Source organism: Serratia sp. LACPHL-BACT-2024-00286 (genome assembly GCF_043109535.1).
GTDB lineage: Bacteria > Pseudomonadota > Gammaproteobacteria > Enterobacterales > Enterobacteriaceae > Serratia > Serratia sarumanii.
This window is the reverse complement of record NZ_JBICNA010000011.1, coordinates 73,831-97,747: the sequence shown is the minus strand read 5'-3', so window position 1 is coordinate 97,747 and position 23,917 is coordinate 73,831. Positions and strand designations below refer to the sequence as shown.

The following is a 23,917-nucleotide window of genomic DNA, read 5'->3' as shown; positions in this document are numbered from 1 at the left end:
CTCACGGGCTTGCCGCGCACAGGGATGGTGTCATCATGATAAAATGCAATCCGCGTTATTTTTCGGCGGGCATGCTTTTCCCCCTGCTGGCCCTATTACCACGCGGCGCCTTCGCCGTGTCGTTGACGGGGTCGCAGCAAAACAGCCTGAATTTCTACGGCACGATTATCGCCAGACGCTACAGCGGCCAAAACGCGCGCGACGACGGCGACCGCAGCTACCTCTATTTCGGTCTGATAAGCAAAAAAAAGATCGCGCCGCGCTGGCGGGCCTACGCCCACTGGGAATATACCGTCAGCTTCGCCGACGCGACTCGCAACAGCACCCGACTCGCCTATATTGGGGTGCAAAACGCAACCTTCGGCAGCCTCGATATCGGCCGCAATTGGGGCGTGCTCTATGATGTGACCGCCCTGACCGATCGCTCTCCGCTGTTTAGAGAGATGGCCTACAACTACATCGACAATTTTATGCGCGGCCGGGCGCGTAACCTGCTCACTTACCGCCGCCCCTTCAGCCTGTTTCAGCGGCGCGCCGCACTCGCGTTGCAATATCAGTTCAAAGACGGCGACGACCGGCAAACGCCGGGCAAACAAAACGGCAACGGATTCGGCCTCTCCTTCCGTTATGCGCTGACGCCGACGCTCAGCCTCATCGCCGCCGCCTCGGCGTCTCAAACCACGCAGCGGCAACAACGCGCCGCCGGCTATCGCCGGCGCATCGATACGCTGGCCGAAGGGGTTCTCTATGCGTCGAAAAAAATCTATCTTGCGGCCGTGTTCACCCAAAGCGACAACGCCATCAGCCCGCAACAAACCGCTAACCGCGGTTCGGCGTCAAGTTATGAAGCGCTCGCCAAATATCGGCTGACGGACCACATCCAACCCAACATCGGCTATACCCGTTTGATACAGACCCGGGCAGGCCGGAACATGGACTTATTGAACTATGAGGAGCTGGGGGTCACCTGGTTGCTCAACAGCAATATGCAGGTGTTTATTAACTATGAATTCAATAACCTTTCGCAGCACACGCCCGGCGTCGATGCGTCGGACAAGCTCGATATGGGCATCAGCTATCATTGGTGATCCGCTCTCCCGCAGCCAATAAAAAGCCCCGCCCGGTGAAGGGCGAGGCTCGCGACGCGTTGAGTCTTTAGCTGTTCACGAACGCCAGCAGATCGGCGTTGACCTGATCGGCATGGGTGGTCGGGATGCCGTGCGGCGCGCCCTTATAGGTATTGAGCGTGCCGTTCTGCACCAGCTTGGCCGACAGCACGCCGGAATCCTGATAAGGCACCACCTGATCGTCGTCGCCGTGGATCACCAGCACCGGAATGGCGATCTTCTTGAGATCTTCGGTGAAATCGGTCTGCGAGAAGGCGACGATGCCGTCGTAGTGCGCCTTGGCGCCGCCCATCATGCCCTGGCGCCACCAGTTCCAGATAATCGCCTCCGACGGTTTGGCGCCCGGGCGGTTATAGCCGTAGAACGGGCCGGCGGGCACGTCGTAATAGAACTGCGCCCGGTTGGCGGCCAGCTGCGCCTGGAAATCATCGAACACCGCTTTGGGGGTGCCCTGCGGATTGGCGTCGGTTTTCACCATCAGCGGCGGCACCGCGCTGATCAGCACCGCTTTGGATACCTTGTCCTCGCCGTGGCGCACGATATAGCGCACCACCTCGCCGCCGCCCGTCGAGTGGCCCACGTGCATCGCGCCCTGCACGCCCAGGTGTTTTACCACCGCGGCGACGTCATCGGCGTAGTGGTCCATGTCGTGCCCTTCCCACACCTGGCTGGAGCGGCCGTGGCCGCGGCGATCGTGCGCAACCACGCGGAACCCTTTGTTCACGAAGAACAGCATCTGGGCATCCCAGTCATCGCTGGACAGCGGCCAGCCGTGGTGAAAATAGATAACCTTGCCGTTTTTGGGGCCCCAATCCTTGTAGAAAATCTCGACGCCATCGCTGGTCGTTACGTAACCCATGTCGTTTCTCCCATTTACACTTTGGTTAAAAAAGAAGGTTTATACTGCGCGCGGCGCCGGGATCTCTGGCTCCCTCATCCCGGTTGGCCGACGATCTTGCGTTGATCGTTTAACGAGTATAGGTTTAAAGTTCACTTTAAGGTCAAACACGATTCGGCAAACCGCATTCCCGCTTTCACTCGGCATCAGGAGAATTCAAGTGCAGGGAGATGACATCCTCATGACGATGGAGCAACGGCTTGCCGCCCAACGTCATGCCTTCCTGCGCGACGGCGCACCGACGATCGCTCAGCGCAAGGCCGCCCTGCGCCGCCTGCGGAGCGCCATTTTGGCCCAGCGCGACGCGCTGACGGCGGCCGTCAGCGCAGACTTCGGCCACCGCTCGCCTTACGAAACCGACATCCTGGAGATTCTGGTCACCGTGCAGGCGATCGATTACCTGCTGCGCAATCTGAAGCGCTTCATGCAGCCGGAACGCCGCCACGTAGCCCTGCCGTATCAGGCCGGGCGCGCCTACGTGCAGTATCAACCCAAGGGCGTAATTGGCATCATGGCGCCGTGGAACTACCCGTTTTCGTTGACCTTCATCCCGCTGGCCACCGCCCTGGCCGCCGGCAACCGCGTGATGCTGAAACCTTCGGAGCTCACGCCGCACACCAGCCAGCTTATCGAAACGATGCTGGCGGCGCTGTTTCCCGCCGATGAGGTCGCGGTGGTGACCGGCGGGCCGGACGTCGGGGCCGGGTTCAGCGAGCTGGCGTTCGATCACCTGGTGTTCACCGGCAGCACGGCGATCGGCCGTAAGGTCATGCAGGCGGCCGGTAAAAATCTGGTGCCCTTGACGCTCGAGCTGGGCGGCAAAAGCCCCGCCGTGGTGGCGCCCGGCGCGGTTAACGCCAGAACCGTCAAGAGCGTGGCATTCGGCAAGCTGTCGAACGCGGGCCAAACCTGCATCGCGCCCGATTTCCTGCTGATCCATCAGGACGATGTGGAAAACTTCATTGCGCTCTACGACGCGGCGGTCAAAGCGTTTTACCCCGACGGGCCGACGAGCCATGACTACGGCGCCATCATCAACGACAGGCACTACCACCGTTTGCAGGACCTGCTCACCGACGCCCAGGCGCGGGGTGCGCGGATCGTTCCGGTGGGCCACCGCCCGGACTCGGCGGCGGAACGGCCGAAAACCCTCGCCCCCACGCTGATCGTCGGCGCCCCCGACGACAGCCGGATCATGCAAGAGGAGATCTTCGGGCCGCTGCTGCCGGTGCGCACCTACGCCGCCTTCGACGAAACGATCGACGTTATCAACGCCGGGCCGCGCCCGCTGGCGCTGTACTACTTTGGCCCAGGCGGCGCGCTGCAGGACAGGCTGCTGGCACGCACCACCTCCGGCAACGTCAGCGTCAACGCCACCCTGCTGCACTTTGCCCAGGACGATCTGCCGTTCGGCGGCATCGGCCCCAGCGGCATGGGGGCCTGTCACGGCATCGAAGGATTCCGGGCGCTGAGCCATGCCAAGGGCGTCTTTATCCAAAGCCGCTGGCGCTTCACCGATCTGCTGCGCGCGCCGTTCGGCAGGCTGGCAGACGCGGTGCTCAAGGTGATGCTGCGGCGCCGATAGAGCGCCGCGCTGACTATCAATAACACAGCCATGAATCGCCGCAAGCTATCACAGTATTCAATCATTCCTATTTTATCTCTCCGCCGCCGCTGACTAAGCTTAGCCATGAGTCGCCCTTTGCCCGTTAGCGGCCGGGGCGATGTGATTCCATTGAGTTCAGTTATTTAGCGCAACACCCGACGCAAGCCTTACCCGCATGCCTTGTTAACCGCTCCACGCCCGGCGGCTGGAGCACCCTTACGGAAGCAGAGAGCGCATTATGACAACTGAAAGCAAATGCCCGTTTTCGGGCGGCAAGCAGCCCGCACCGCAGAACGGCCCCACCAATCAGGATTGGTGGCCCAATCAGCTCAGCCTGAAACCGCTGCATCAGCACTCCCCCCTGTCCGATCCGATGGATAAAGACTTCAACTACGCCGATGCCTTCAACAGTCTCGATCTGGCGGCGGTCAAACAGGATCTGCACGCCCTGATGACCGACTCGCAGGAATGGTGGCCGGCGGACTTCGGCCACTACGGCGGCCTGTTCATCCGCATGGCCTGGCACAGCGCCGGCACCTACCGCATCGGCGACGGCCGCGGCGGCGCGGGCGAAGGCCAGCAGCGATTCGCCCCGCTCAACAGCTGGCCGGACAACGTCAGCCTCGACAAGGCGCGCCGCCTGCTGTGGCCGATCAAACAGAAATACGGCCGCAACATCTCCTGGGCCGACCTGATTATCCTGACCGGCAACGTGGCGCTGGAATCGATGGGCTTCAAAACCTTCGGCTACGCCGGCGGCCGTGCCGACACCTGGGAGCCGGACGACGTCTACTGGGGCTCGGAGAAGATCTGGCTGGAGCTGAGCGGCGGGCCAAACAGCCGCTACTCGGGCGACCGCGACCTGGAGAACCCGCTGGCGGCGGTGCAGATGGGCCTGATCTACGTCAACCCGGAAGGCCCGGACGGCAATCCCGATCCGGTGGCCGCCGCGCGCGACATCCGTGAAACCTTCGCCCGCATGGCGATGAACGACGAAGAAACCGTGGCGCTGATCGCCGGCGGCCACACCTTCGGCAAGACCCACGGCGCCGGTCCGGCGTCTAACGTCGGCGCCGATCCGGAAGCGGCCGGGCTGGAGTCGCAGGGCCTCGGCTGGCACAGCACCTTCGGCACCGGCGTCGGCAAAGACGCCATCACCAGCGGCCTGGAAGTCACCTGGACCACCACCCCAACCCAGTGGAACCACGATTTCTTCCGCCACCTGTTCGAATACGAATGGGAACTGAGCCAAAGCCCGGCCGGCGCGCACCAGTGGGTGGCGAAAGACATCGGTGAAACCATTCCCGACGCCTTCGATCCGAACAAGAAACGCCGCCCGACCATGCTGACCACCGACCTTTCGCTGCGCTTCGATCCGGCCTACGAGAAGATTTCGCGCCGCTTCTATGAGCATCCGGAAGAGTTGGCCGACGCCTTCGCCCGCGCCTGGTTCAAGCTGACCCACCGCGATATGGGGCCGCGCCCTCGCTACCTCGGCCCGGAAGTGCCGCAGGAAGAGCTGATTTGGCAGGATCCGATCCCGGCGGTCGATCATCCGCTGATCGACGAGCAGGACATCGCCGCGCTGAAAAACGCCGTGCTGGCTTCCGGTCTGCCGGTATCGGCACTGGTCTCCACCGCCTGGGCTTCCGCTTCGAGCTTCCGCGGTTCCGACAAACGCGGCGGCGCCAACGGTGCGCGCATTCGCCTGGCGCCGCAAAAAGACTGGGCGGTCAACCAACCTGCGCAGCTCGCCGCGACGCTGGCCAAGCTGGAGAGCATCCAACGCGCCTTCAATGATGCGCAGGCCGGCGGCAAGCGCGTCTCGCTGGCGGATCTGATCGTGCTGGCCGGCGCGGCGGGCGTGGAACAGGCGGCGAAGAACGCCGGTTTGGCCCTGACGGTGCCGTTCGCGCCGGGCCGCATGGACGCTTCGCAGGAGCAGACCGACGTGGACTCCTTCGAGGCGATGGAGCCGCTCGCCGACGGTTTCCGCAACTTCCTGAAGGGCAAATACCGCGTGCCGGCCGAGACGCTGCTGGTCGACAAGGCGCAGCTGCTGACCCTGACCGCGCCGGAAATGACGGTGCTGGTCGGCGGGCTGCGGGTACTCGGTGCCAACGTCGGCGGCACGCCGCACGGCGTATTCACCCAGCGGCCGCAGGCGCTGACCAACGACTTCTTCGTCAACCTGCTCGACATGGGCACCACCTGGCACCCGGTGGGTGAGGACGGCCTGTTCGAAGGGCGCGATCGCCGCAGCGGCGCGGTCAAATGGACCGGCACCCGCGTCGATCTGGTGTTCGGTTCACACGCGCAGCTGCGCGCGCTGGCCGAAGTCTACGGCAGCGCCGACGCGCAGGAGAAGTTCGCCCACGACTTCGTCGCCGCCTGGAACAAAGTGATGAACCTCGATCGTTTCGATCTGGCGTAAATATCCCCCAACGGCCTGCTTCGGCAGGCCGTTTTTCCTCCCGAGATCAACACCGCCTCCGCTCAACGCCGGCCTTAGCACGCGCCGTTATATTTTATTTTCCGCTTATTCGTATTTACTCAACAAGTCATATAAAAATTTGATGGGCGACAATTCTTTTAATGCTGTATTTATATTTAGACGGCAATGAAGACCGTAAACTCAGCTGGCTAATGCGATATATCCCATCCAGGAGAACACCGTTATGGATTATCCTCGATTCGCCTCAGCGCGCGGCGAGGCGGGCCTTATGACCCTCGCCGTTCCTTAGCGACAGCGGGCTTAGCCGGCAAAGGCACCCCACCGTTTTTATGCCAATAAAAAGAGAGGTTCTGCACCTGCGCGATATTCGCTTAGGCGCCAGAATTTCGCCCTTATTTAATGTTTCACGACGCGCATTGCGTTTTTAGTTTTTATTTTTCAGCCGACGGGAAAGCTCATAGGAAATCACGCTTCACTCAGGAAAATAACCGCTACCTTGAGGTCATCATGCAACATATTATCGGTATTTCTTCTCGTCGGCTGAGGATATCAGCCCTTGCGCTGCTGCTCCCTGCCGTATCATGGGCGGCCGATACGGCGTCTCTTGCCGTGGGGCCGCAATATGACACCACCCATGTCTACGTCGAACGCGGAAAAATGGATGCCTTTGTCGACAGCATCCTGAAAACCTTCGGCGGCACCAGCACCGAACGCGTGCTGGTCAACGTCACGCCCACGCCGAGCGAAACCTACTCCCAGCTGATACTGACGCCGGCCGGCAGCTTCTCGGTGTTCGATTTCAAAACGCCGATCCCACACCCGTTCGGCACCGAGCGCAACGGTTTTCTGGTCAGGGATATGGACGCCGCCATCCGCCAGGCCAGAGCCGCCGGCGCCGATGTGCAGGTTGCGCCTTTCGACGATCCGATTGGCCGCGACGCGGTGATCCAGTGGCCCGGCGGCGTCAACATGCAGCTCTATTGGCACACCAAGGCGCCCAACTACAAGCCGCTGCTGAGCGTGCCGGAAAACCGCCTGTATCTCTCCGCCTACCGCGTCGACGATTTCCTGAAAAGCTACCAGGCGTTCTCGCACGCCACGGTGGTGAGCGACGAACAGGTCAGCGATACGGCGATCGGCCGCAGCGACAACGGCAAGATCCGCCAGATCGAACTGGACTCGCGCTTCGGCAAAACGCGCATTTTCGTCACCGACGGGCATCTGCCTTATCCGTTCGGCCATGAGCGCACCGGCTATGGCGTCGACGATCTGCCGGCCACGCTGGCCAAAGCGACGGCCAGCGGCGCGCAGGTGCTGTGGCGCTCGACGGCGGCGGAGCGCCGCGCCTCGGCGCTGGTGCGTTTCCCCGGCGGCTACATCGCCGAAATCCACCAGACGGCTAAATAAACCCAAGGCGCGCTGCGGCGCGCTTTTTTCTTCGGATATCCATGATGAAACGCACGCTTCCCGCACTGTTGCTGTTCTCCTCGCTCCCCGCCCTGGCGGCGGAACCCGCCGCTTCCCCCTGGAAAAACATCCCGTTGGGCGATGCGGCCACCCTGTCTTTCGACGGTTCACTGCGCGAGCGCTATGAATGGACGGATCAACGCGATCTGAGCGGCGGACGCGACGACACCTTCATGCAGCGCCTGCTGATTGGCGCGCGCCTCGACTATGGCGACGACTTTGGCGCCTATCTCCAGTTGGGATCGTCACTGGCCACGCCGCGCGATCGCGGGCGCAAGCCGACCGACGAAGATCATGCCTATCTCGGCCAGGGCTATGTGGACTTAAAACTGCCCACCGCCTACGGCCTCGGCACCCTGCGGGCCGGCCGCCAGGAGATTGCGCTGGGTTCGCTGCACCTGATGGGCACCCGCGACGGCCCCAACGTGCGTCGTTCTTTCGACGCCATCCGCGCCAGCTGGGCCAAGGATAAAAACCGCCTAGACGCCTTTATCGGCCACCCCGTCACCCTCAAAACCGGCAGTTTCGACGACGATACCGACAACAGCCAAAAGGTGTGGGGGCTGTACGGCACCACGCCGCTGGCAGCGCTGGCGTCCTCGCTCGATCTCTACACCTTTGGCTTTGAGGATAACGACGCCCACTACGCGCAGCTCAGCGGGCAAGAACGGCGCTATACCGTCGGCGCGCGCATTTTCGGCGCAGCGCAGGGGTTCGACTGGGATAATGAAGCCGCCTGGCAGTTCGGCAGCGCAGAACAGCGCGACATCCGCGCCTGGTCGGCGTCGGCGCACGCCGGGTATAGGATGAGCGACTGGCGCTGGCAGCCGCGCTTTGGCGGCAAGATTGGCATCGCCAGCGGCGATAAAAACGGTCACGATGGGCAGCTCAATACCTTTAACGCCATGTACCCCAAGCTGCCCTACCTGACCGAAAACGGGCTGGTGGCGCCGGCTAACCTGATCGCAATTCATCCTTCGGTCACGATTACGCCGTGGCAAACCCTGGCCATCGACTTCAGCTGGGACGCGTTGTGGCGGCAACGCCGCGAGGATGCCTTCTACCTCGGGCCGATGCGCCCGGTGAAGGGCAGCGCGCAAGGCTCGCGCTTTATCGGCAACCAGTATCAGGTCGAAACCATCTGGACGCCGCGCAGCGATCTTCAGTTCAAGGTGGCCTATGTCTACTTCGACGTCGGCCACAGCCTGCAGCAGCATGCCGGGCTGAAAAACATGAACTTCATCCTGGCGCAGGGCACCTACAGTTTTTAATTATCAGGCAAGTTAATCGGTGTACGCGGGCGCCCTTAATAATCCCTTACTCAATTAATGACGTTCGCCGGCGTATAGCCGCCTATATGCATTGCGGCAATGGTGGCTACTCGCCGCCATTTACAGATGAAAATTAATGAAAAGCAAAAAGATAAATCAGTTAGGTAAACTCCACGAGCCAATTACAGAGTAATATTAAATAAAGATTTAATTCCACCTGGTTATTTAAGTGCGCCTTTTACACATATCTTATGTAAAAGATTCATATAAGAATAACTCATTAATAAAATAATTATGCCTATACTGCTTTCAGCCAACCATTGCGCGCCATTAATTCCTCACCGTGATTAATGATAAGGACATACCCCGCTTGAGTGCGATATTCAAGCCAAACAAGGAGGCAAGCCAATGATAACCCAATAACCCCCCCTATTTTCAAACCTGTGTACGAGCATATAGAGCGTTAAGTGCAATATTGTCAACGTCCAAAGGAGTTTGATATGTCATTAGCTACCGATAAAATCTCAGATTATTTAACCGATTATGAAAGAGGCGATCGCGAGGGAAGCAGCAAGCCTTCATACGCCACGGAAGACGTTTCAGATCTGTTGCTGAGGAGCCATTATTCCGCCAATGGCAAAGGCGTGACTGACCATGCGGCAACAATAACCTACTCTTTCCCCGTGTATACCGACAGCGATAAGCCAGGATCCGCACAGCTTACCGCCGCCCAACAGGCTCAAACCAAGCTTTCATTGCAGTCCTGGTCAGACGTGGCCAATATCGCCTTCACCGAGGTCAAAGGCACCGATGCCAAAAGCGCTGATATAAAGTTTGGTTTTTATAAGGCGGCCAGCGGAGGCAATTACACCTCCTATGAAAGTACGCAAAACGACCTGAAAAGCACCATCTGGATCAGCGGCAACAAAGGCTACGACGCTTCGAATCCGCAGACCAATAACTATGCCAGGGATACGCTGACCCACGAAATAGGGCATGCGCTCGGGCTCTCCCACCCCGGAAACTATGATGCCTCCAACGCGACTTACCCCACCTACACCAACTCGGCGAAATATTATGAGGACGACCATCAATATTCTTTGATGAGCTATTTTAGTGAACAAAACACCGGCGCCGACTATAAAGGCGTATGGCCCTCGGGGCCGCAGCTGGATGATATTACCGCCATTCAGAAGCTGTACGGCGCGAACACCACCACGCGCACCGGTGATACCACCTATGGTTTCAACTCGAATACGGATCGAGACTTTTTGAGCGTTAAGGCGTCCACGGACAAAATCGTGGCGGCTATCTGGGATGCCGGCGGCAACGACACGCTGGATTTTTCAGGCTACAGCCAAGATCAGCGCATCAACATTAACGAAGGCTCATTCTCAGATGTGGGCGGATTGAAGGCGAATATCGCCATCGCCTATGGCGCGCAGATTGAAAATATCATCGGCGGCAGCGGCGCCGATATCTTAGTGGGCAACGCACTGAACAATACGCTCAAAGGCGGCGCAGGCAACGATATCATTTACGGTGCCGACGGCGCCGATCAGCTCTGGGGCAATGCAGGCGCCGACACCTTCGTCTTCAGCGCAGCCGACGACAGCCAGGCCGCCGCGCCGGACTGGATCCGTGATTTCCAAACGGCGGTGGATAAAATCGATCTGTCGTGGCTCAACCAGACGGTTAAGGCCGAGGGGGGCGAGTTGCACTTCGTCGATAATTTAAGCGGCTCGCTGTATGAAGCGGCGCTGAATTATGACTCGCAGCAGAATGTCACCGATCTGGCGATCAATCTCTCCGGCCATAACCAGCCTGATTTCCTGGTTAAAATCGTGGGGCAGGTCGACGCTTCCGCCGATATTCTCGTCTAGCCAAGAAACCCGCAGTCCGGCGCGAACGCCGGACTGTTTATCTCTTCGCAGGCCTCCGATGGCGTTTTTTGCGCGGTTCCCACATCACCAAAGCAGTAAATGGGTGTGAGGAGCAACGGAACAATAAACGCACTTAAGCAGTCAATTTAAATGACTATTATTCTATAAATCAATAAGTTATTACGTCATCGCCAGAAATCATCCGTTCTTCTTTCTTGTCTCATCCATCACACAGCAAATGATAGTCATTATCATTTGATATCTATTCCTGATGCTCATAACCTACTGTTCATGCATACAGTTTTCGTAATTTTTAACCATCTTCGTCTTAAATGCGCAGCGTCGTTAACTGTCTGTAAAGCGTTACCATGTGCCATTTCCATGGCAGGAACTTATTAATAAACTGAGGAATTATCATGGCTGAACAAAAGAAAAATGCCCAGGTACAGAGTGGCGTCAACGACGACATCACCGAACTAAAGTCGCTGACTACACTGCGCAAACGGGTCGTCAGCGACGGTGAAATCGTCTCAAAATCTGCCAACGGCTTTCGACTGGCCAACGGCAACACCGGCGTAATGTTGCGTAACGACGGCAAGGATTTTTATGCCCTGACCACACCAACCGGACAGGCACAGGACGGGCAGTGGAACACGCTGCGCCCCTTCTCGTTCAATCTGGCTTCCGGTCGGGTTGCTCTGCGCAACGGCGTAGATATCTCCGGCGGGGCGATGGTTTCGCATAATGCGGACATCTCCACTGCGACCACCGGCCCGGCTCCGCTTATCAACGGGCAGGTCTATAATGCGGCAACTATACATACCAAATTTACCAGCGGTAATATCACCACGACCATGCTGATGGGGTCACGCGTGGTCGCCGGCAAAGAGGATTATGGCCTGCTCTCTTACCGCGACTGGCAGGGAAACTGGAATGAACTCCGGGTCAAACCCAATGCCGAGCTGTCTGTTGGACAACTGACCAAGCGCAACGCTCACGGCTGGTTCACTGCAAGCCCGCCTGAGAATGTCGATAAATCGCAGGAATCCCTTACCAACGGGCTTTATTTACCTAATCCAGGTAATAAACACGTAAAAATTTATCACCACGACCATGTGAAGTACAACGAGCTGGTCATTAACGTGAGTGACGGCAATAAAAATAGCTGGTTCGTTTTCAAAGAAGACGGCTATGCCGTCACCGGCGGCGGGTGGAACATCAGCTCTGACGTCCGTATGAAAACGGAAATAACCCCAATCGACGGCGCCCTGGACAAGCTGGCCAACATCGGCGGCTACACCTACCTCAAACAGGGCGTACCGGAAGCCGGCGTGATTGCACAAGAAGTGGAAGAAATTCTCCCCCAATCCGTGACCCAGACCGAGCTGAAACTCAATGACGGCAGCGTGCTGAAAGACGCCCGCAGCATCAATATCAACGGCGTAGTCGCGTTGCTGGTTGAAGCGCTTAAGGAAGAACGCTCACTGCGCGAAGCAGAACGAGAGGCTTTTGAAAGACGACTGGTTGCCTTGGAAAAAGGCATTGAGCGCGCCTGATTAACAATATTGGGCCGTTAGCACTGAATACCTCTCAGCGCCTTTACAGGCGAGTACCACGCTTGCAACACGATGACGGAAAGGAACTCAATTATGAATGGATTTAATTACGGTGATGGTAAAGGAAGGGAGCGTCAAAGCGGTGTAAATGTAGAAGCTGCTTCCCGGTTCGATAATGTCTGCGTTATTCGCAGCTCGGCAGCGCGTCGATTACATCGTTCTATTTGAAGAGGGATCGGATTATGACACGATATGAAGATATAACGCAGTATGAACGCGATGTAATGACTTCAATGGGATACAACTGGAATGGACATGGTTGGCAACGAGGGTTTGACTTATCAGATAGCAATATGGTTGTAGAAGCATGGGTTGGCGAGGGTTTACCTGATAGACAGAAGGAATTGAGTAATATTACCCATATCTGGGATCAAAAAATTTCCGATATTAATAAACCGATAAGTGCTTTTGCTCCTGAAGATGATGATATCACGCCATTCAGTAATGAAGCAAAAGAGAGTTACCGTGAGGATTCAGATACAGCCATTCAGTTTGCAGCTAATAAAGCAAATGAAATTGACAACCAAATTAAAGAAATTCAAAAGGATATTGACGCATTAAGCAAGAAAGCTGAAAGTAGTCAACTGACTGAGTTCGAGAAAGCAAACCTAAAAGTAATTATTAGCAAGTTAAAGGTAAGTAAAGAACGCCTTACCATTCTTCGAAATGAAGCTAATAAACGAAAAGTACATCAGGAATATTTAAAGCTGAATAATGAAGACTGGTTCTTCTCTAGAGAAAAGCCCACCTCCTGGGTTAGGGAGCAGCAATCATTAAACAGAAAGGAAATGGGTAAAAAACTGGAAGAAGAGAAGAGAATACAGTCAGAAATTGACACAGCCAAACAAAATATTGAACATTTAGAAAATGAACAGCGTGAGAAGGAAGAGGAAGTCCGCAAAGCTGAGGAAGCTCGCAAGGCAGAGGAAGCCCGTCGAGCGGAAGAAGCCCGCAAAGCCGAAGAGGCCCGTAAGGCAGAGGAAGTCCGTCGAGCTGAAGAAGCCCGCAAGGCTGAAGCAGCTCGGAAAGCGCTGTTCGCCAAAGCCGGCGTACTGGACGCCCCGGTCTATACACCCGGCATGATAAAAGCGGCCAATGCCGCGATGGCCACGGCCGGGGTCATGGTGCTCAACCGCGCGGGCGGTATGGTACAATTATCAACATGGATCAACAGCGTGATGACCAGCGCCAGTGAGCTGGCCGGCTGGGTATCCGGTGGAGTGTGGCGCGGCGCCGTCGAAGTTTCCCGGGTTACCACGCTCAGTGCGGTAGCTCCGGCAGTCGGCGCCTTCGTTGTCGGATTCTGGCCGGGGAAAGCCGGTGAAAGTCAGAGCGATATTGATAAATTGCTGGGTCGTGATTTAACACAGATGTTTACCGTTCCGGCCAGCCTGGTTGCCGCAGGGAAAACACCGATTCAGCCGGAAATGACCACGGTCGATTTACCGGTGCGCGGGTTTATTCGCAGAGGGAATAGCGGTCAGCAAGAGGTAATACTGGTCAAAACAGGAACGGGGGGCGTCTCCGCTACCGTGCCGGTGTATCGGCCGGTTCGCGATGAAAAAACCGGCCTGGACCGGATAACCTTGCCGGCGGTTGCCGGTGCGCCGGGGCGAACCATTTTGATAAACCCGGGCACCGCCCCGTCGGGTCCGTGGCATACCGGCAATCCTGCGTCTGCAGCGCCGGTAACGCCGGTGCATACCGGTACGGAGATAAAGCAGGCCGACAGTATCGTCACGACGACGTTCCCTGCAGATGACATGCCACTGCAGGATTTTATCTACTGGCAGCCTGATGCAACGGGAACCGGTGTTGAGCCTGTCTATGTCATGCTCAGTGGTATCTATGGTGAAACCAACGCTAAAGGGCAATACAGTGGTCGCGACTACAACACGGACAAGGCCGGTGGCCCAATTCAGAATCTGGACTGGAAAACCGCCACCATTGACCGCGCCGGCGTGGACAAAGTGAAGCTGCATACCGGGCGGTTTGGCGAATCTCCCGATAACAAGGTGATGATTGACCGCCTGGAAAATATCCTGAAGGGAGAAGTACAGCCCACCGATACCGACAAGCGTTTTTACACCCACGAAATCAGGGAATTGGAGCGTTATAGAGCAGTTGGTGTTCCTGATGGAATATCACCTGATGACGATGGTGCTACATGGAATAACACTCATACGGCGACGTTGGAAGATTACAAATTAAGTAGCGATCGCTCTCTGTTATATACACCAGAAGCATTAAAAGCTGGTGATGAATAAATCCGGAGGTTATATATGATTGATTTTAAACCTATGTTTGAAAATGAACAAATCCGAGACATAGTTTTATTCTTGTCGGGACGAAAAGAAAACGGGATATCTCATCCTCAATTAGATGGGTATTGCACTATGTATGGTAATAAACGTATATCAAACATTGAACTGATTTCATTAGTGAAAAGCATGCGAGAAAAAGGGGATGTATCATCTAATGGAAAAGGTGGCTATAAAAGAGGTCCAAACTGGAAAGAACCCGCATTCGTAACCGAGAAAAAATACGGTATTGAGTAATTACCAGTGCCTTCCATAAGTGCGTTTTAAGCAGCGTCCAACAAACGAGAGTTTGTTGGACGTTTTCGTTGATGGCTAATTCCACGCCAGATTGGTTTTCAGTCCAGCCCTGGGGCAGAAAACAACGGTTTTGGCTCCGTTGCTCCCCCCAAATCGCGCAGACGAGCTCACACCGCTTCCAGCTCCGCCGCCAGGGTGGCGACCAGCTCCGCCGCCGACATCGGCCGCGCCAGGCCCACGCCCTGCCCGGCCCACAGCGACATAAACTCTCCGCGCCCGGCCTTGGCCGCCGCCTGGCGGATATCGCCGGTGAGCGCATTCTGCACCGGATAAGGCAGGATCTGCGCCTCTTCCGCGCGCATCTGCCGCATGAAATCATTGACGATGCCGCGCGCCGGGCGGCCGCTGAAGGCGCGCGTCAGGCGCGTGCTGTCATCACCGGCGTTGCTCAGCGCCGCCCGCCAGGCTTCGGCGATGCCCGACTCCGGGCTGCACAGAAACGCGGTGCCCAGCTGCGCCGCCTGCGCGCCCAGCAAGCGCGCAGCCGCGATGCCGCGCCCGTTCATGATACCGCCCGCGGCGATCACCGGGATCTTCACCGCCGCCACCACCTGCGGCAGCAGGGCCATCAGGCCGACGCAGGATTGCTCGATATCGCCGAGGAAGGTCGGGCGGTGGCCGCCCGCCTCCGAGCCAGAGACGCAAACGAAGTCGGCGCCCGCCTCTTCCCAGGCGCGGGCTTCCGCCACCGTGGTGGCGGTGCCGATCACCCGCGAGCCGGCCTTCTTGAACTGCGTGACCGTGGCGCGCGGCAGCACGCCGAAGGTGAAGCTGGCCACCGGCGGCGCCGCCTCCAGCAAGGCCGCGATCTGGTCACGGTTGTTTTCGGCGAATTGGGTGGGGATCGGCGGCTCGCTCAGCCCCAGCGCTTCGCGGAACGGCCGCAGCAGGTGCTGGGCGCGCTTGAGCTCGGCAAGATCCGGGTGCTGCTCATCGAGCAGAAACAGGTTGATGTTGAACGGCGCGGCGGTCTGCGCGCGGATCTGCTGCACCCGTTCGAGGATCACCGCCGGTGAAAACAGCGCCGCCGCGCACGAGCCCAGCGCCCCGGCGTTGCTCACCGCCACCGCCAACGCCGGCGGCGACGCGCCGTTCATCGGCCCCTGAACGATCGGATAGCGCAGCCCAAGCTCGCGGGCAAAAGCAGAAGGTGCCGTCATCAATGTGTCTCCCTGTGCTGACTACATTCGTCTTACGGCGGCCGCGCCGCCGAACCGACCAAAAGCATAGCACCTTCTCACCGCCTGGCCGTGCAGTTAATGCTTCACCTGATGCCGGTCGAGCGACAGGAAGTGATGCACCACCGGTTTCTCCGGCCCGATATGGAAGCGCAGCGCCGCCTGCTGCAGATCGGCGTCGGCGTGCGACACCCGCTGGTGCTGCCGCAGGTGCTCCGCCCAGGACTCCACCAGGAACCACTCCATGATGCATTCCGGATCGCCGGTGTGCTCGGTGATGCCCCAGGCGTAAGCGCCGTCGCGGCGGCGTGCCCGCTCCAGCATCAGCAGCGTGCGCAAGAACTGCGGCCGATCCTGTTCGCGGATGCGGTACTCCACCTGAATCATCACCGGGCCGCGATCGTTCTCGACCGGCGTGTTGACCAGCGGCTCCGGCCAATGGTTCGACGGCTGCAGATCGGCCTCGCCGGTCGGCAGCCGCAGGCGGTGGAACAGCAGCCCCGCCGCCAGCAGGCCGACGCCGCCGACCAGCAGCGTGGCGGCCACGCCCAGCTCCTGCGCCACCAGCCCCCACAACAGGCTGCCCGCCGCCATCGCGCCGTTGAACACCATCAGGTAGATGGCCAGGCCGCGGCCGCGCACCCAGTTGGGCAGCACGCCCTGCGCCGCGCCGTTGAGCGTGGTCAGCGCGATAATCCAGCCGGCGCCCAGCACCAACAGCAGCACCACCGCCAGCCACTGCGGCGGCGCCAGCGACAGGGCCGCCATCACCACGGCGGTCAGCACCGCCGCCAGCAACACCAGCCCGTCGGCATTCAGCCGCTGGCGCAGGCGCGGCAACACGATCGCGCCGAGGATCGCCCCGGCGCCTACCGCCCCCAGCAGAACGCCGTAAAAACCGGCGCTGCCGCCCAGCATGCGGCGCGCCACCAGCGGCAGCAGCGCCCAAACCGAGCTGGAGAAGGCGAAGAACACCGCCGCCCGCAGCAGCACCACGTGCAGCTCGCGGCTGGAACGGGCATAGCGCAGGCCGGCGCGGAAGGCGCCGAAGAAGTGTTCCGACAGGCCGCTGTCCTCGGCCTTCGGCCGCTTCCACCACAGCAGCGCCGCGATCACCAGCACATAGCTCATCACGTCCGCGCCGTAGGCCGCGCCGGCGCCGAAGCTGGCCAGCAGCAGCCCGCCGGCCGCCGGGCCGATGGAGCGGGCGATGTTGATGCCCAGCGAGTTCAGCGCCACGGCGTTTTTCAGCTCGGCGCGCGGCACCAGCTCCGGAACGATCGCCTGCCAGGTCGGCCCCATCAGTGCCGCGCCGATGCCGCCGACGAAGGTCAGCGCCAGCAGGTATTCCACCGTCAACGCACCGGTCTGCGACAGCACCAGCAGGCTGCCGCTGACGCAGGCCAGCAAAATTTGCACGAAGATCAGAAAGCGCCGTCGATCGAGGATGTCCGACAGTACCCCGGCCGGGATCGCCAGCAGGAACACCGGCAGCGTGGCGGCGGTCTGCATCAGCGCCACCGCCGAAGGGTTACTCGACAGATCGGTAATCAGCCACGAGCTGGCGACGTCGCGCATAAAGCTGCCGACGTTGCCGAGCACCGTGGCGCCCCACAGCACCGCAAATAAGGGGATTTTCAGCGGCGCGAAGCCGCCCGCCGCCGCCTTGTTGTCCGCCTGTTCAGCCATCCGTTCGCTCCTTCAAATCGTTAAATGCCACCAGCAACAGCGCGCCGGACAGCCCAAGGTGTTCAAAAAATCCGTTCATCATCTGGCCGCGTTCCGCCCCGTCGAACTGCCAGAACGGATTGGCCATCAGCGTCGCCATCAGGGTGAAACCGGCCAGCGCCAACGCGCCGAGCCAGCGGTAAAAGCCGCTCAGGATCAGCGCCGACGCCGCCAGTTCCAGCAGCGTAACCAGCACGGCGAACAGCGCCGCCGGCTGCAGGCCGAAGTGGGTCATCTCGGCGATGGCGCCTTCGACGTTCAGCGCCTTGACCAATCCGCCCTGAATGTAGGCGGCGCAAATGGCGAGCAGCAGCAGCCAGCGCACCGCGGGCGCATGCAGCCGCTGCGCGCAGCGGGCGGCGATAGCAGTCAGGTTCATCGCGCCCCCTTAGAACGGCGAATTCTGGATAAAGGCCAGCAGATCGGCGTTGAAGCGATCGGGATCGACCTGCGCCAAGCCGTGAGCGCCGTCGGCGTATACGTTCAGCTCCGCCTGTTGCATAAGCTTAGCGGCTTTCAGCGCCGAGGCGCCGATCGGCACGATCCGATCGGCGTCGCCATGCACCAGCAGCGTCGGCCTGTCGATCGCCAGCAGATCGGCGGTGAAGTCCACTTCGGAGAACGCGCTCACGCCGTCGTACTGCCCTTTCATGCCGCCCTGCATGCCCATCAGCCAGAAGTGGTCGATCAGCCCCGCATTGCTCTCCACCTCGTCGCAGTGGAGACCGTAGAACGGCACCGCCAGATCTTTGAAGAACTGCGAGCGGTTGCCCGCCACGCCGCTGCGAATGCCGTCGAAGGCCGCCATCGGTGTGCCTTCCGGGTTGACCGGCGTTTGCAGCATCAGCGGCGGCACGGCGCCCACCAGCACCACCTTCGCCACCCGATCGCTGCCGTGGCGGCCGATGTAGCGCGCCACTTCGCCGCCGCCGATGGCGTGGCCGACCAGGATCAGATCGCGCAGATCCAGCGTTTCGATCAGCAGGGCCAGATCGTCGGCGTATTGGTTGATGTCGTTGCCGTGCCAGGTCTGATCCGAACGGCCGTGGCCGCGGCGATCGTGGGCGATCACGCGGAATCCGCTCTGGCCGAAAAACAGCAGCTGGTTGTCCCAGGCATCGGCGGACAGCGGCCAACCGTGGGAGAACAGGATCGGCTGGCCGCGGCCCCAATCCTTATAGAAAATGCGCGCGCCATCGGGCGCGGTGAGGATGCTCATGACGTGTTCCCCGCTCGGTATTGAATTGGATTTTGTACCGGGTAACAGTACGGCAGGCGCAAAGGCAGTGATAACGGAATAATTTTCGCATGATCGCGAGTTTTTTTGCTGAAGAGGCCGGCGTCGCCGCCGGCGCAAAACGTCAGATGTTTTCCAGATCGATACCGCGCGTTTTCGGGCCGAACAGCCCGATCACCAGCATCACGATCAGCATGCTGGCAACGATAAACGCGATCACCCCCAGCGAGCCGCCGTACTGCAGGATAATGCCGATGATAATGCTGCTGAATACCGTCGACAGGCGGCTGAAGGAGTAGCAGAAACCGACGGCGCGGGCGCGGATATGGGTCGGGAAGATCTCGGATTGATAGGAGTGGTAGCTGTAGGTCAGCCAGGCGTTGGACCAGGTGATGAAGAAGCCGCACAGGATCAGCCACAGCGGGTTGTTCTGCAGCGCGAACAGCGAGCCGAAGACCACCGTCACCAGGCAAGACAACACGATCTGCCACTTATTCTCCATCTTGTCGGCGTAGAAGCTGCACAGCAGCGAGCCCAGCGGGTAGGCCAGCGTAATGAAGAAAGCGTACAGCAGGCTGTGGGTGACCGATGCGCCCTTGCCCGACAGCAGCGCCGGCAGCCAGTTGCCGAAGCCGAAGAAGCCGATGGCCTGAAAGAAATTCATCACCACCAGCATCAGCGTGCGATCGCGATACTGCGGCGCCCAGATGTCGCGAAAGCGGCCGCGCAGCGGCGCCCCCTCGGCATTGTCAACCGGGCGCGACGGGAAGTCCGCGGCCGCCACGCCGCAGCGCCGTTCCATATCCCGCATCACCTGCCGGGCCTGCGCATAGCGCCGCTGCTGCACCAGCCAGCGCGGCGACTCCGGCAGCCCTTTGCGCACCAGCCAGATCACCAGCGAGGCCAGCGCGCCGGCGATCACTACGTAGCGCCAGCCGCTCAGGCCCCAAATCGTCTGCGGCACCAGCCACCAGGACATCAGCGCCACCGCCGGCACCGACAGGAACTGCACGAAGAACGCGAAGGCGAAAGCCCGGGTGCGCAGATGCGCGGGCACCCACTCCGTCAGGTAGGTATCGATGGTCACCAGCTCGATGCCGAGCCCGACGCCCACCAGAAAGCGCAGAAAGATCACCCACTCCGCCTGCTGTTGAAACGCCAGCAGCAGCGAGAAGGCGCCATACCAGATCAGGGCGAACATGAAGGTGGCGCGGCGGCCGAAGCGATCGGCGTACGGGCTCAGCAGGCTGGCGCCGACGAACAGGCCAAGAAAGGTGGCGGAGGCGAAGGCCGCCTGGTCCGACACGCCGAAGACGCCCTGCGCGCCGGTGTGGAAAATGCCGTCGGCGATAAGGCCGGTGCTGATATAACCGGTCTGGAAAAGATCGTAGAGTTCGAAAAAGCCGCCCAGCGACAGCAGAATGATAAAGCGCCACAGGCCGGCCGACGCGGGCAAGGCGTCGATTCTGGCCGCCAAATCCCGCGCATGGATCGGCGACGCCGCTACAGAGTCACTCACCATTAACCTCGCATTAACATTTTTGATGACTTTCTATGCTAGCGAAGCGGCGTCGGAGTTAAATTTTTAATTAGCAGACTATGAAAAAAAGTTAAGCATAAAACGCTGCAGCAGCCTGTTTTATAGCAGGAAAATGCAACGCGGGATGCCGTAGCGGCATCCCGAATCGGTGGCTTAACGGCTGGGGTGCTGCTGCAGCCGTTCGCTGCGGTAGAAGCTCAGCAGGCACCAGCCGAGGGCGATCAGCGCCAGCGGCGCGGCGACGAAACCGATGTTGCCCATGCCCAGATGCAGGCTCACCTGGTTGCCCAGCAGCGCGCCGCTGCCGATGCCGAAGTTGTACAGGCCGGAGAAGATCGCCATCGCCACGTCGGTGGCGTCCGGCGCCAGGCTCAGCACTTTGGCCTGCATAGACAGGCCGATGGCCATGATCGCCATGCCCCAGAAGATGCACAGCACCGTCAGGTGGCTTTCGCTGCCGGCGGCCGGCAACAACAGCAGCAGGCTCAAGGCCAGCAGCGCGATGGCGCCGATAAAGAAGCCGGAAGGAAAACGCTCGCTGTAGCGGCTGAACAGCAGGCTGCCGACGATGCCGGCGGCGCCGAACAGCAGCAGCATCAGCGTGGTGAAGTTCTCCGACAGCCCGGCCACGGTCTGGATAAACGGCTCGATGTAGCTGTAGGCGGTGAAGTGCGCCGTCACCACGATGACGGTCAGCATGTACAGCGCCAGCAGCGCCGGGCGTTTGAACAGCAGCGGCACGCTGGCCAGCGAACCGGAGTGCTCGCTTTTCAGCACCGGCAGCAGGCGCCACAGCAGCACCAGCGCCAGGGTGGCGCACACCGCGATGCCGATAAAGGTCATGCGCCAGCCGAGCAGCTGCCCCACCACCCGCCCGAGCGGCAGCCCGAGCACCATCGCCAGCGCGGTGCCGCCCGCCAGCAGGCTCAACGCCTGGGCTTTCTTGCCCGGCGGCGCCACGCGGATCGCCAGCGAAGCGGTGATCGACCAGAACACCGAGTGCGCCAGCGCCACGCCGGCACGCGAGATGACCAGCGTGGTGTAGTTCCAGGCCACGGCGGTCAGCACGTGGCTGGCGATAAACAGCATGAACACGCCGATCAGCAGCTTGCGGCGCTCGATTTTGCTGGTCAGCAGCATGCACGCCAATGAGGCGGCGGCGACGATCCAGGCGTAGATGGTGATGATCAGGCCCACCTGTTCGGTTTGCATCGAGAAGCTGGCGGCGATGTCGCTCAGCAGACCGACCGGAATAAATTCGGTGGTGTTGAAGATAAAGGCCGAGACGGCGAGGATAACCACGCGCAACCAGGCGGTTGAGCGCGAAACGGCAGCGTGTTCCATGGTAAACAAAATCCGGACAGGTGCGGGCAAGTAGCGATATTTTAACCAACCGGCCCGCTAAATGCGATACGCGTCACACTTTAATTGTGTGGTTTTTTTCGCCGCATTTCGACACATTCGCAGACACACGGTTGCACAAATGCTGTGCTAATCTATTGAAGCGTACCAATTTTTCCTGCCGCTCTTCCCCTCCGGCCGCCGCAGACGACGCGCCGCGCCGAAGAACCGCGCGCAGTGTCCATTTGGCGTTTTCTGAGGCGAGGTCATTATGTCCGCGATTTATGATTGGTCCGTGCTCGCATTGCGCAATGTTTACGATCGCCGCATTCAGGGCAAGCCGGTGCTCGACAGCGCCGCGCTGTTCCCCGACGCCGAACGTTTCACCGCCCAGTGGCGGCAGATCCGCGAAGAGGCGCTGACCGTCGCCCACGATCTGCACAATATTCCCCGCTTTCACGAGATCATGATCCAGCAGGCGTCGATTTCCGCCAACGACGCGCGCGACTGGCGCATGTTCATCATGAAGGCCTACGGCCAGCCGATCGCCCGCAACCTGGCGCGCTGCCCGACGCTGGCGGCGTTAATCGCTTCGTCCCCGGACGTGCTGTCCGCCTCGCTCTCCTTCCTGGCGCCCGGCAAGCAGGTGCCGCCCCACCGCGGACCGTTTCGCGGCATTCTGCGCGGCTATCTGGTGCTGGACATGCCCAAACGCGCCGACGGCGCGCCGGCGGCGGTGCTGAAAGTGGACGGCCGCGAATACCGGCTGCACGAGGGGGAGTTCATGCTGTGGGATGACACCTTCGAACACGAAGTGTGGAACGACAGCCCGCAGGTGCGCACCGTGCTGCTGCTGGACATCCGCCGCCGCGACATGCCCGGCGGGCTGCGGCTGCTCTCCAGCGCCATCATCGCCCTGGTGCGGCTGAACGTGCGCTGGATGCAGCGCCAGTTCTGACTGCGGCGCTCAGGCGCTTAACCGTCCTGAGAGGTCGGGCATTGCTGCGCCAGCCACTGCTCGGTGGTGGTGGTGGTTATGCCCTGGCGTGCATTGAAGGTTTTCGCCTTATCCCAGGCCACGCCGTCGGGCCGGGCGAAAGCCAGCCGGTATTTGGCGCCGACGTCACGCGGATGGTTCCGCACCTCCTCCTGCAGCCGCTCTTTGTCCAACAGGACTCTGTTGACCTCTACGCCCCAGTGCGCCTGCATGACATCGGCAAGCTCGCGGTAGGTCAGCGTGTCCCCGGCGATATAGACCACCTGGTTGCGAAACGCGGGCCGATGGAAAAAAATCGCGGCCGTCAGCCGGCCAATGTCCTCGGGGGTGGTCAGCGTCACCGCGTAGCCCCAGTCGCCCAGCGCGCGCACCGTTTTGGTTGCCGCATCCACCACGCCAAAACCCGAGTCAAACAGGTAGCTGGTGAAAATACCCGTGGAAACAATCACCCACTCCGTCGCCTTCTGCGCACGCAGCAGATGGCGCACTTCGAGCTGTTCATCCCACACCTGTTGCCCGCTGCCTGTGCCGACAACATCGTAGTCCACGCCGAACTGCCACGGGAAGTAACGCGCCACGCCCGCCTGCAAAACGGCCCAGGTGATCTTTATCTGCGTGCCCGCCCCGCCGACAAAGCCGCTGCAGTTGATCACCGCATCAAAGCAACGCAGCAGCGCGCTCAGCTCATCCACGCTGTTTTGCTGCAGATCGCCTTCCACTACAGCGATACCGAGCCGCGCCAGCGCATCCCGCCGCGCCCGATGCGGGCCGGTGACGGCGCGAGCGGCCTCCGGCCGGAGGAGCACGCTGATTTTTAAAGCGTGGTGTAACCGGGCCTGCCGGCTCATCGCGCGCAATACCGGCAGCCCCAGTTCACCGGCGCCGAGTATGAGCACGGTATTGATGGATGGATTTGTGGATTTCATTCTTGCCTCCTGTCTTGACACTGCGTCAT

Annotated in this window: 18 protein-coding genes; 10 read left to right on the top strand and 8 right to left on the bottom strand. The window is 60.0% G+C overall.

The features are described from left to right. Positions 1–35 precede the first annotated feature (35 nt). On the top strand, positions 36–1,088 hold the full coding sequence (locus ACF8MC_RS23930; RefSeq protein ID WP_164037818.1) for a porin: 1,053 nt from the start codon (positions 36–38) through the stop codon (positions 1,086–1,088). A 67-nt stretch (positions 1,089–1,155) separates the two neighbouring features. On the opposite strand, the gene ACF8MC_RS23925 is transcribed toward ACF8MC_RS23930, so the two are convergent. After that, positions 1,156–1,986: an alpha/beta fold hydrolase gene (locus ACF8MC_RS23925; protein WP_043147674.1), complete on the bottom strand. Its 831-nt coding sequence runs from the start codon at positions 1,984–1,986 to the stop codon at positions 1,156–1,158. A gap of 220 nt (positions 1,987–2,206) precedes the next feature. Here ACF8MC_RS23925 and ACF8MC_RS23920 point away from each other — a divergent pair, with 220 nt between their 5' ends. From ACF8MC_RS23920 to ACF8MC_RS23885, 8 genes are all read left to right on the top strand, one after another. Then, the gene (locus ACF8MC_RS23920; RefSeq protein WP_164104893.1) at positions 2,207–3,610 is read left to right on the top strand and encodes a coniferyl aldehyde dehydrogenase; all 1,404 of its coding nucleotides are present in this window, start codon (positions 2,207–2,209) and stop codon (positions 3,608–3,610) included. A 259-nt stretch (positions 3,611–3,869) separates the two neighbouring features. Then, positions 3,870–6,065, top strand: coding sequence for a catalase/peroxidase HPI (katG, locus tag ACF8MC_RS23915; RefSeq protein WP_039565197.1), 2,196 nt, complete (start codon positions 3,870–3,872; stop codon positions 6,063–6,065). A gap of 630 nt (positions 6,066–6,695) precedes the next feature. Beyond that, positions 6,696–7,493, top strand: a complete 798-nt coding sequence (locus ACF8MC_RS23910; RefSeq protein WP_108658206.1) for a glyoxalase — start codon at positions 6,696–6,698, stop codon at positions 7,491–7,493. A gap of 41 nt (positions 7,494–7,534) precedes the next feature. Further along, the gene (locus ACF8MC_RS23905) at positions 7,535–8,824 is read left to right on the top strand and encodes an alginate export family protein (protein WP_128884820.1); all 1,290 of its coding nucleotides are present in this window, start codon (positions 7,535–7,537) and stop codon (positions 8,822–8,824) included. A 500-nt stretch (positions 8,825–9,324) separates the two neighbouring features. Then, complete coding sequence (locus ACF8MC_RS23900; protein WP_033654938.1) at positions 9,325–10,707, top strand: serralysin family metalloprotease; 1,383 nt, start codon at positions 9,325–9,327, stop codon at positions 10,705–10,707. Positions 10,708–11,123: 416 nt separating this feature from the next. After that, a complete protein-coding gene (locus ACF8MC_RS23895) occupies positions 11,124–12,263 on the top strand; it encodes a tail fiber domain-containing protein (RefSeq protein ID WP_060388025.1) in 1,140 nt (379 codons plus the stop codon). Between the two features lie 242 nt (positions 12,264–12,505). Further along, the gene (locus tag ACF8MC_RS23890) at positions 12,506–14,590 is read left to right on the top strand and encodes an S-type pyocin domain-containing protein (protein ID WP_239506336.1); all 2,085 of its coding nucleotides are present in this window, start codon (positions 12,506–12,508) and stop codon (positions 14,588–14,590) included. A gap of 15 nt (positions 14,591–14,605) precedes the next feature. After that, the gene (locus ACF8MC_RS23885; RefSeq protein WP_071796825.1) at positions 14,606–14,881 is read left to right on the top strand and encodes a hypothetical protein; all 276 of its coding nucleotides are present in this window, start codon (positions 14,606–14,608) and stop codon (positions 14,879–14,881) included. A gap of 167 nt (positions 14,882–15,048) precedes the next feature. Here ACF8MC_RS23885 and ACF8MC_RS23880 read toward each other — a convergent pair whose 3' ends face one another. The 6 genes from ACF8MC_RS23880 to ACF8MC_RS23855 form a co-directional block, all read right to left on the bottom strand. Further along, positions 15,049–16,101, bottom strand: a complete 1,053-nt coding sequence (locus tag ACF8MC_RS23880; protein ID WP_164104894.1) for a nitronate monooxygenase family protein — start codon at positions 16,099–16,101, stop codon at positions 15,049–15,051. A gap of 96 nt (positions 16,102–16,197) precedes the next feature. Then, the gene (locus ACF8MC_RS23875; RefSeq protein WP_048321783.1) at positions 16,198–17,808 is read right to left on the bottom strand and encodes an MFS transporter; all 1,611 of its coding nucleotides are present in this window, start codon (positions 17,806–17,808) and stop codon (positions 16,198–16,200) included. Continuing rightward, entirely contained in the window at positions 17,801–18,226 is a 426-nt protein-coding gene (locus ACF8MC_RS23870; RefSeq protein ID WP_164104895.1) for a DoxX family protein, read from the bottom strand. The genes ACF8MC_RS23875 and ACF8MC_RS23870 overlap by 8 nt, the downstream gene beginning before the upstream one ends. A 9-nt stretch (positions 18,227–18,235) precedes the next feature. Further along, entirely contained in the window at positions 18,236–19,066 is an 831-nt protein-coding gene (locus ACF8MC_RS23865; RefSeq protein WP_043147685.1) for an alpha/beta fold hydrolase, read from the bottom strand. 142 nt (positions 19,067–19,208) lie between these two features. Next, a complete protein-coding gene (locus ACF8MC_RS23860; RefSeq protein ID WP_077791429.1) occupies positions 19,209–20,606 on the bottom strand; it encodes an MFS transporter in 1,398 nt (465 codons plus the stop codon). Positions 20,607–20,777: 171 nt separating this feature from the next. Beyond that, on the bottom strand, positions 20,778–21,968 hold the full coding sequence (locus tag ACF8MC_RS23855; RefSeq protein ID WP_353038201.1) for a sugar transporter: 1,191 nt from the start codon (positions 21,966–21,968) through the stop codon (positions 20,778–20,780). Positions 21,969–22,236: 268 nt separating this feature from the next. Between ACF8MC_RS23855 and ACF8MC_RS23850 the strand changes: the two genes are divergently transcribed. After that, positions 22,237–22,923 (top strand): aspartyl/asparaginyl beta-hydroxylase domain-containing protein, encoded by a 687-nt coding sequence (locus ACF8MC_RS23850; protein WP_049195254.1) that lies wholly within the window; start codon positions 22,237–22,239, stop codon positions 22,921–22,923. A 17-nt stretch (positions 22,924–22,940) separates the two neighbouring features. On the opposite strand, the gene ACF8MC_RS23845 is transcribed toward ACF8MC_RS23850, so the two are convergent. Then, entirely contained in the window at positions 22,941–23,888 is a 948-nt protein-coding gene (locus tag ACF8MC_RS23845) for an aromatic alcohol reductase (protein ID WP_079656627.1), read from the bottom strand. Positions 23,889–23,917 lie beyond the last annotated feature (29 nt).

What these genes read in the sequence shown, in the direction of transcription:
- ACF8MC_RS23930 (WP_164037818.1), top strand. Translation starts at nt 36, where the DNA reads ATGATAAAATGCAATCCGCGTTATTTTTCGGCGGGCATGCTTTTCCCC.
- ACF8MC_RS23925 (WP_043147674.1), bottom strand. Translation starts at nt 1,986, where the DNA reads ATGGGTTACGTAACGACCAGCGATGGCGTCGAGATTTTCTACAAGGAT.
- ACF8MC_RS23920 (WP_164104893.1), top strand. Translation starts at nt 2,207, where the DNA reads ATGACGATGGAGCAACGGCTTGCCGCCCAACGTCATGCCTTCCTGCGC.
- katG (WP_039565197.1), top strand. Translation starts at nt 3,870, where the DNA reads ATGACAACTGAAAGCAAATGCCCGTTTTCGGGCGGCAAGCAGCCCGCA.
- ACF8MC_RS23905 (WP_128884820.1), top strand. Translation starts at nt 7,535, where the DNA reads ATGATGAAACGCACGCTTCCCGCACTGTTGCTGTTCTCCTCGCTCCCC.
- ACF8MC_RS23900 (WP_033654938.1), top strand. Translation starts at nt 9,325, where the DNA reads ATGTCATTAGCTACCGATAAAATCTCAGATTATTTAACCGATTATGAA.
- ACF8MC_RS23895 (WP_060388025.1), top strand. Translation starts at nt 11,124, where the DNA reads ATGGCTGAACAAAAGAAAAATGCCCAGGTACAGAGTGGCGTCAACGAC.
- ACF8MC_RS23890 (WP_239506336.1), top strand. Translation starts at nt 12,506, where the DNA reads ATGACACGATATGAAGATATAACGCAGTATGAACGCGATGTAATGACT.
- ACF8MC_RS23885 (WP_071796825.1), top strand. Translation starts at nt 14,606, where the DNA reads ATGATTGATTTTAAACCTATGTTTGAAAATGAACAAATCCGAGACATA.
- ACF8MC_RS23880 (WP_164104894.1), bottom strand. Translation starts at nt 16,101, where the DNA reads ATGACGGCACCTTCTGCTTTTGCCCGCGAGCTTGGGCTGCGCTATCCG.
- ACF8MC_RS23875 (WP_048321783.1), bottom strand. Translation starts at nt 17,808, where the DNA reads ATGGCTGAACAGGCGGACAACAAGGCGGCGGCGGGCGGCTTCGCGCCG.
- ACF8MC_RS23870 (WP_164104895.1), bottom strand. Translation starts at nt 18,226, where the DNA reads ATGAACCTGACTGCTATCGCCGCCCGCTGCGCGCAGCGGCTGCATGCG.
- ACF8MC_RS23865 (WP_043147685.1), bottom strand. Translation starts at nt 19,066, where the DNA reads ATGAGCATCCTCACCGCGCCCGATGGCGCGCGCATTTTCTATAAGGAT.
- ACF8MC_RS23860 (WP_077791429.1), bottom strand. Translation starts at nt 20,606, where the DNA reads ATGGTGAGTGACTCTGTAGCGGCGTCGCCGATCCATGCGCGGGATTTG.
- ACF8MC_RS23855 (WP_353038201.1), bottom strand. Translation starts at nt 21,968, where the DNA reads ATGGAACACGCTGCCGTTTCGCGCTCAACCGCCTGGTTGCGCGTGGTT.
- ACF8MC_RS23850 (WP_049195254.1), top strand. Translation starts at nt 22,237, where the DNA reads ATGTCCGCGATTTATGATTGGTCCGTGCTCGCATTGCGCAATGTTTAC.
- ACF8MC_RS23845 (WP_079656627.1), bottom strand. Translation starts at nt 23,888, where the DNA reads ATGAAATCCACAAATCCATCCATCAATACCGTGCTCATACTCGGCGCC.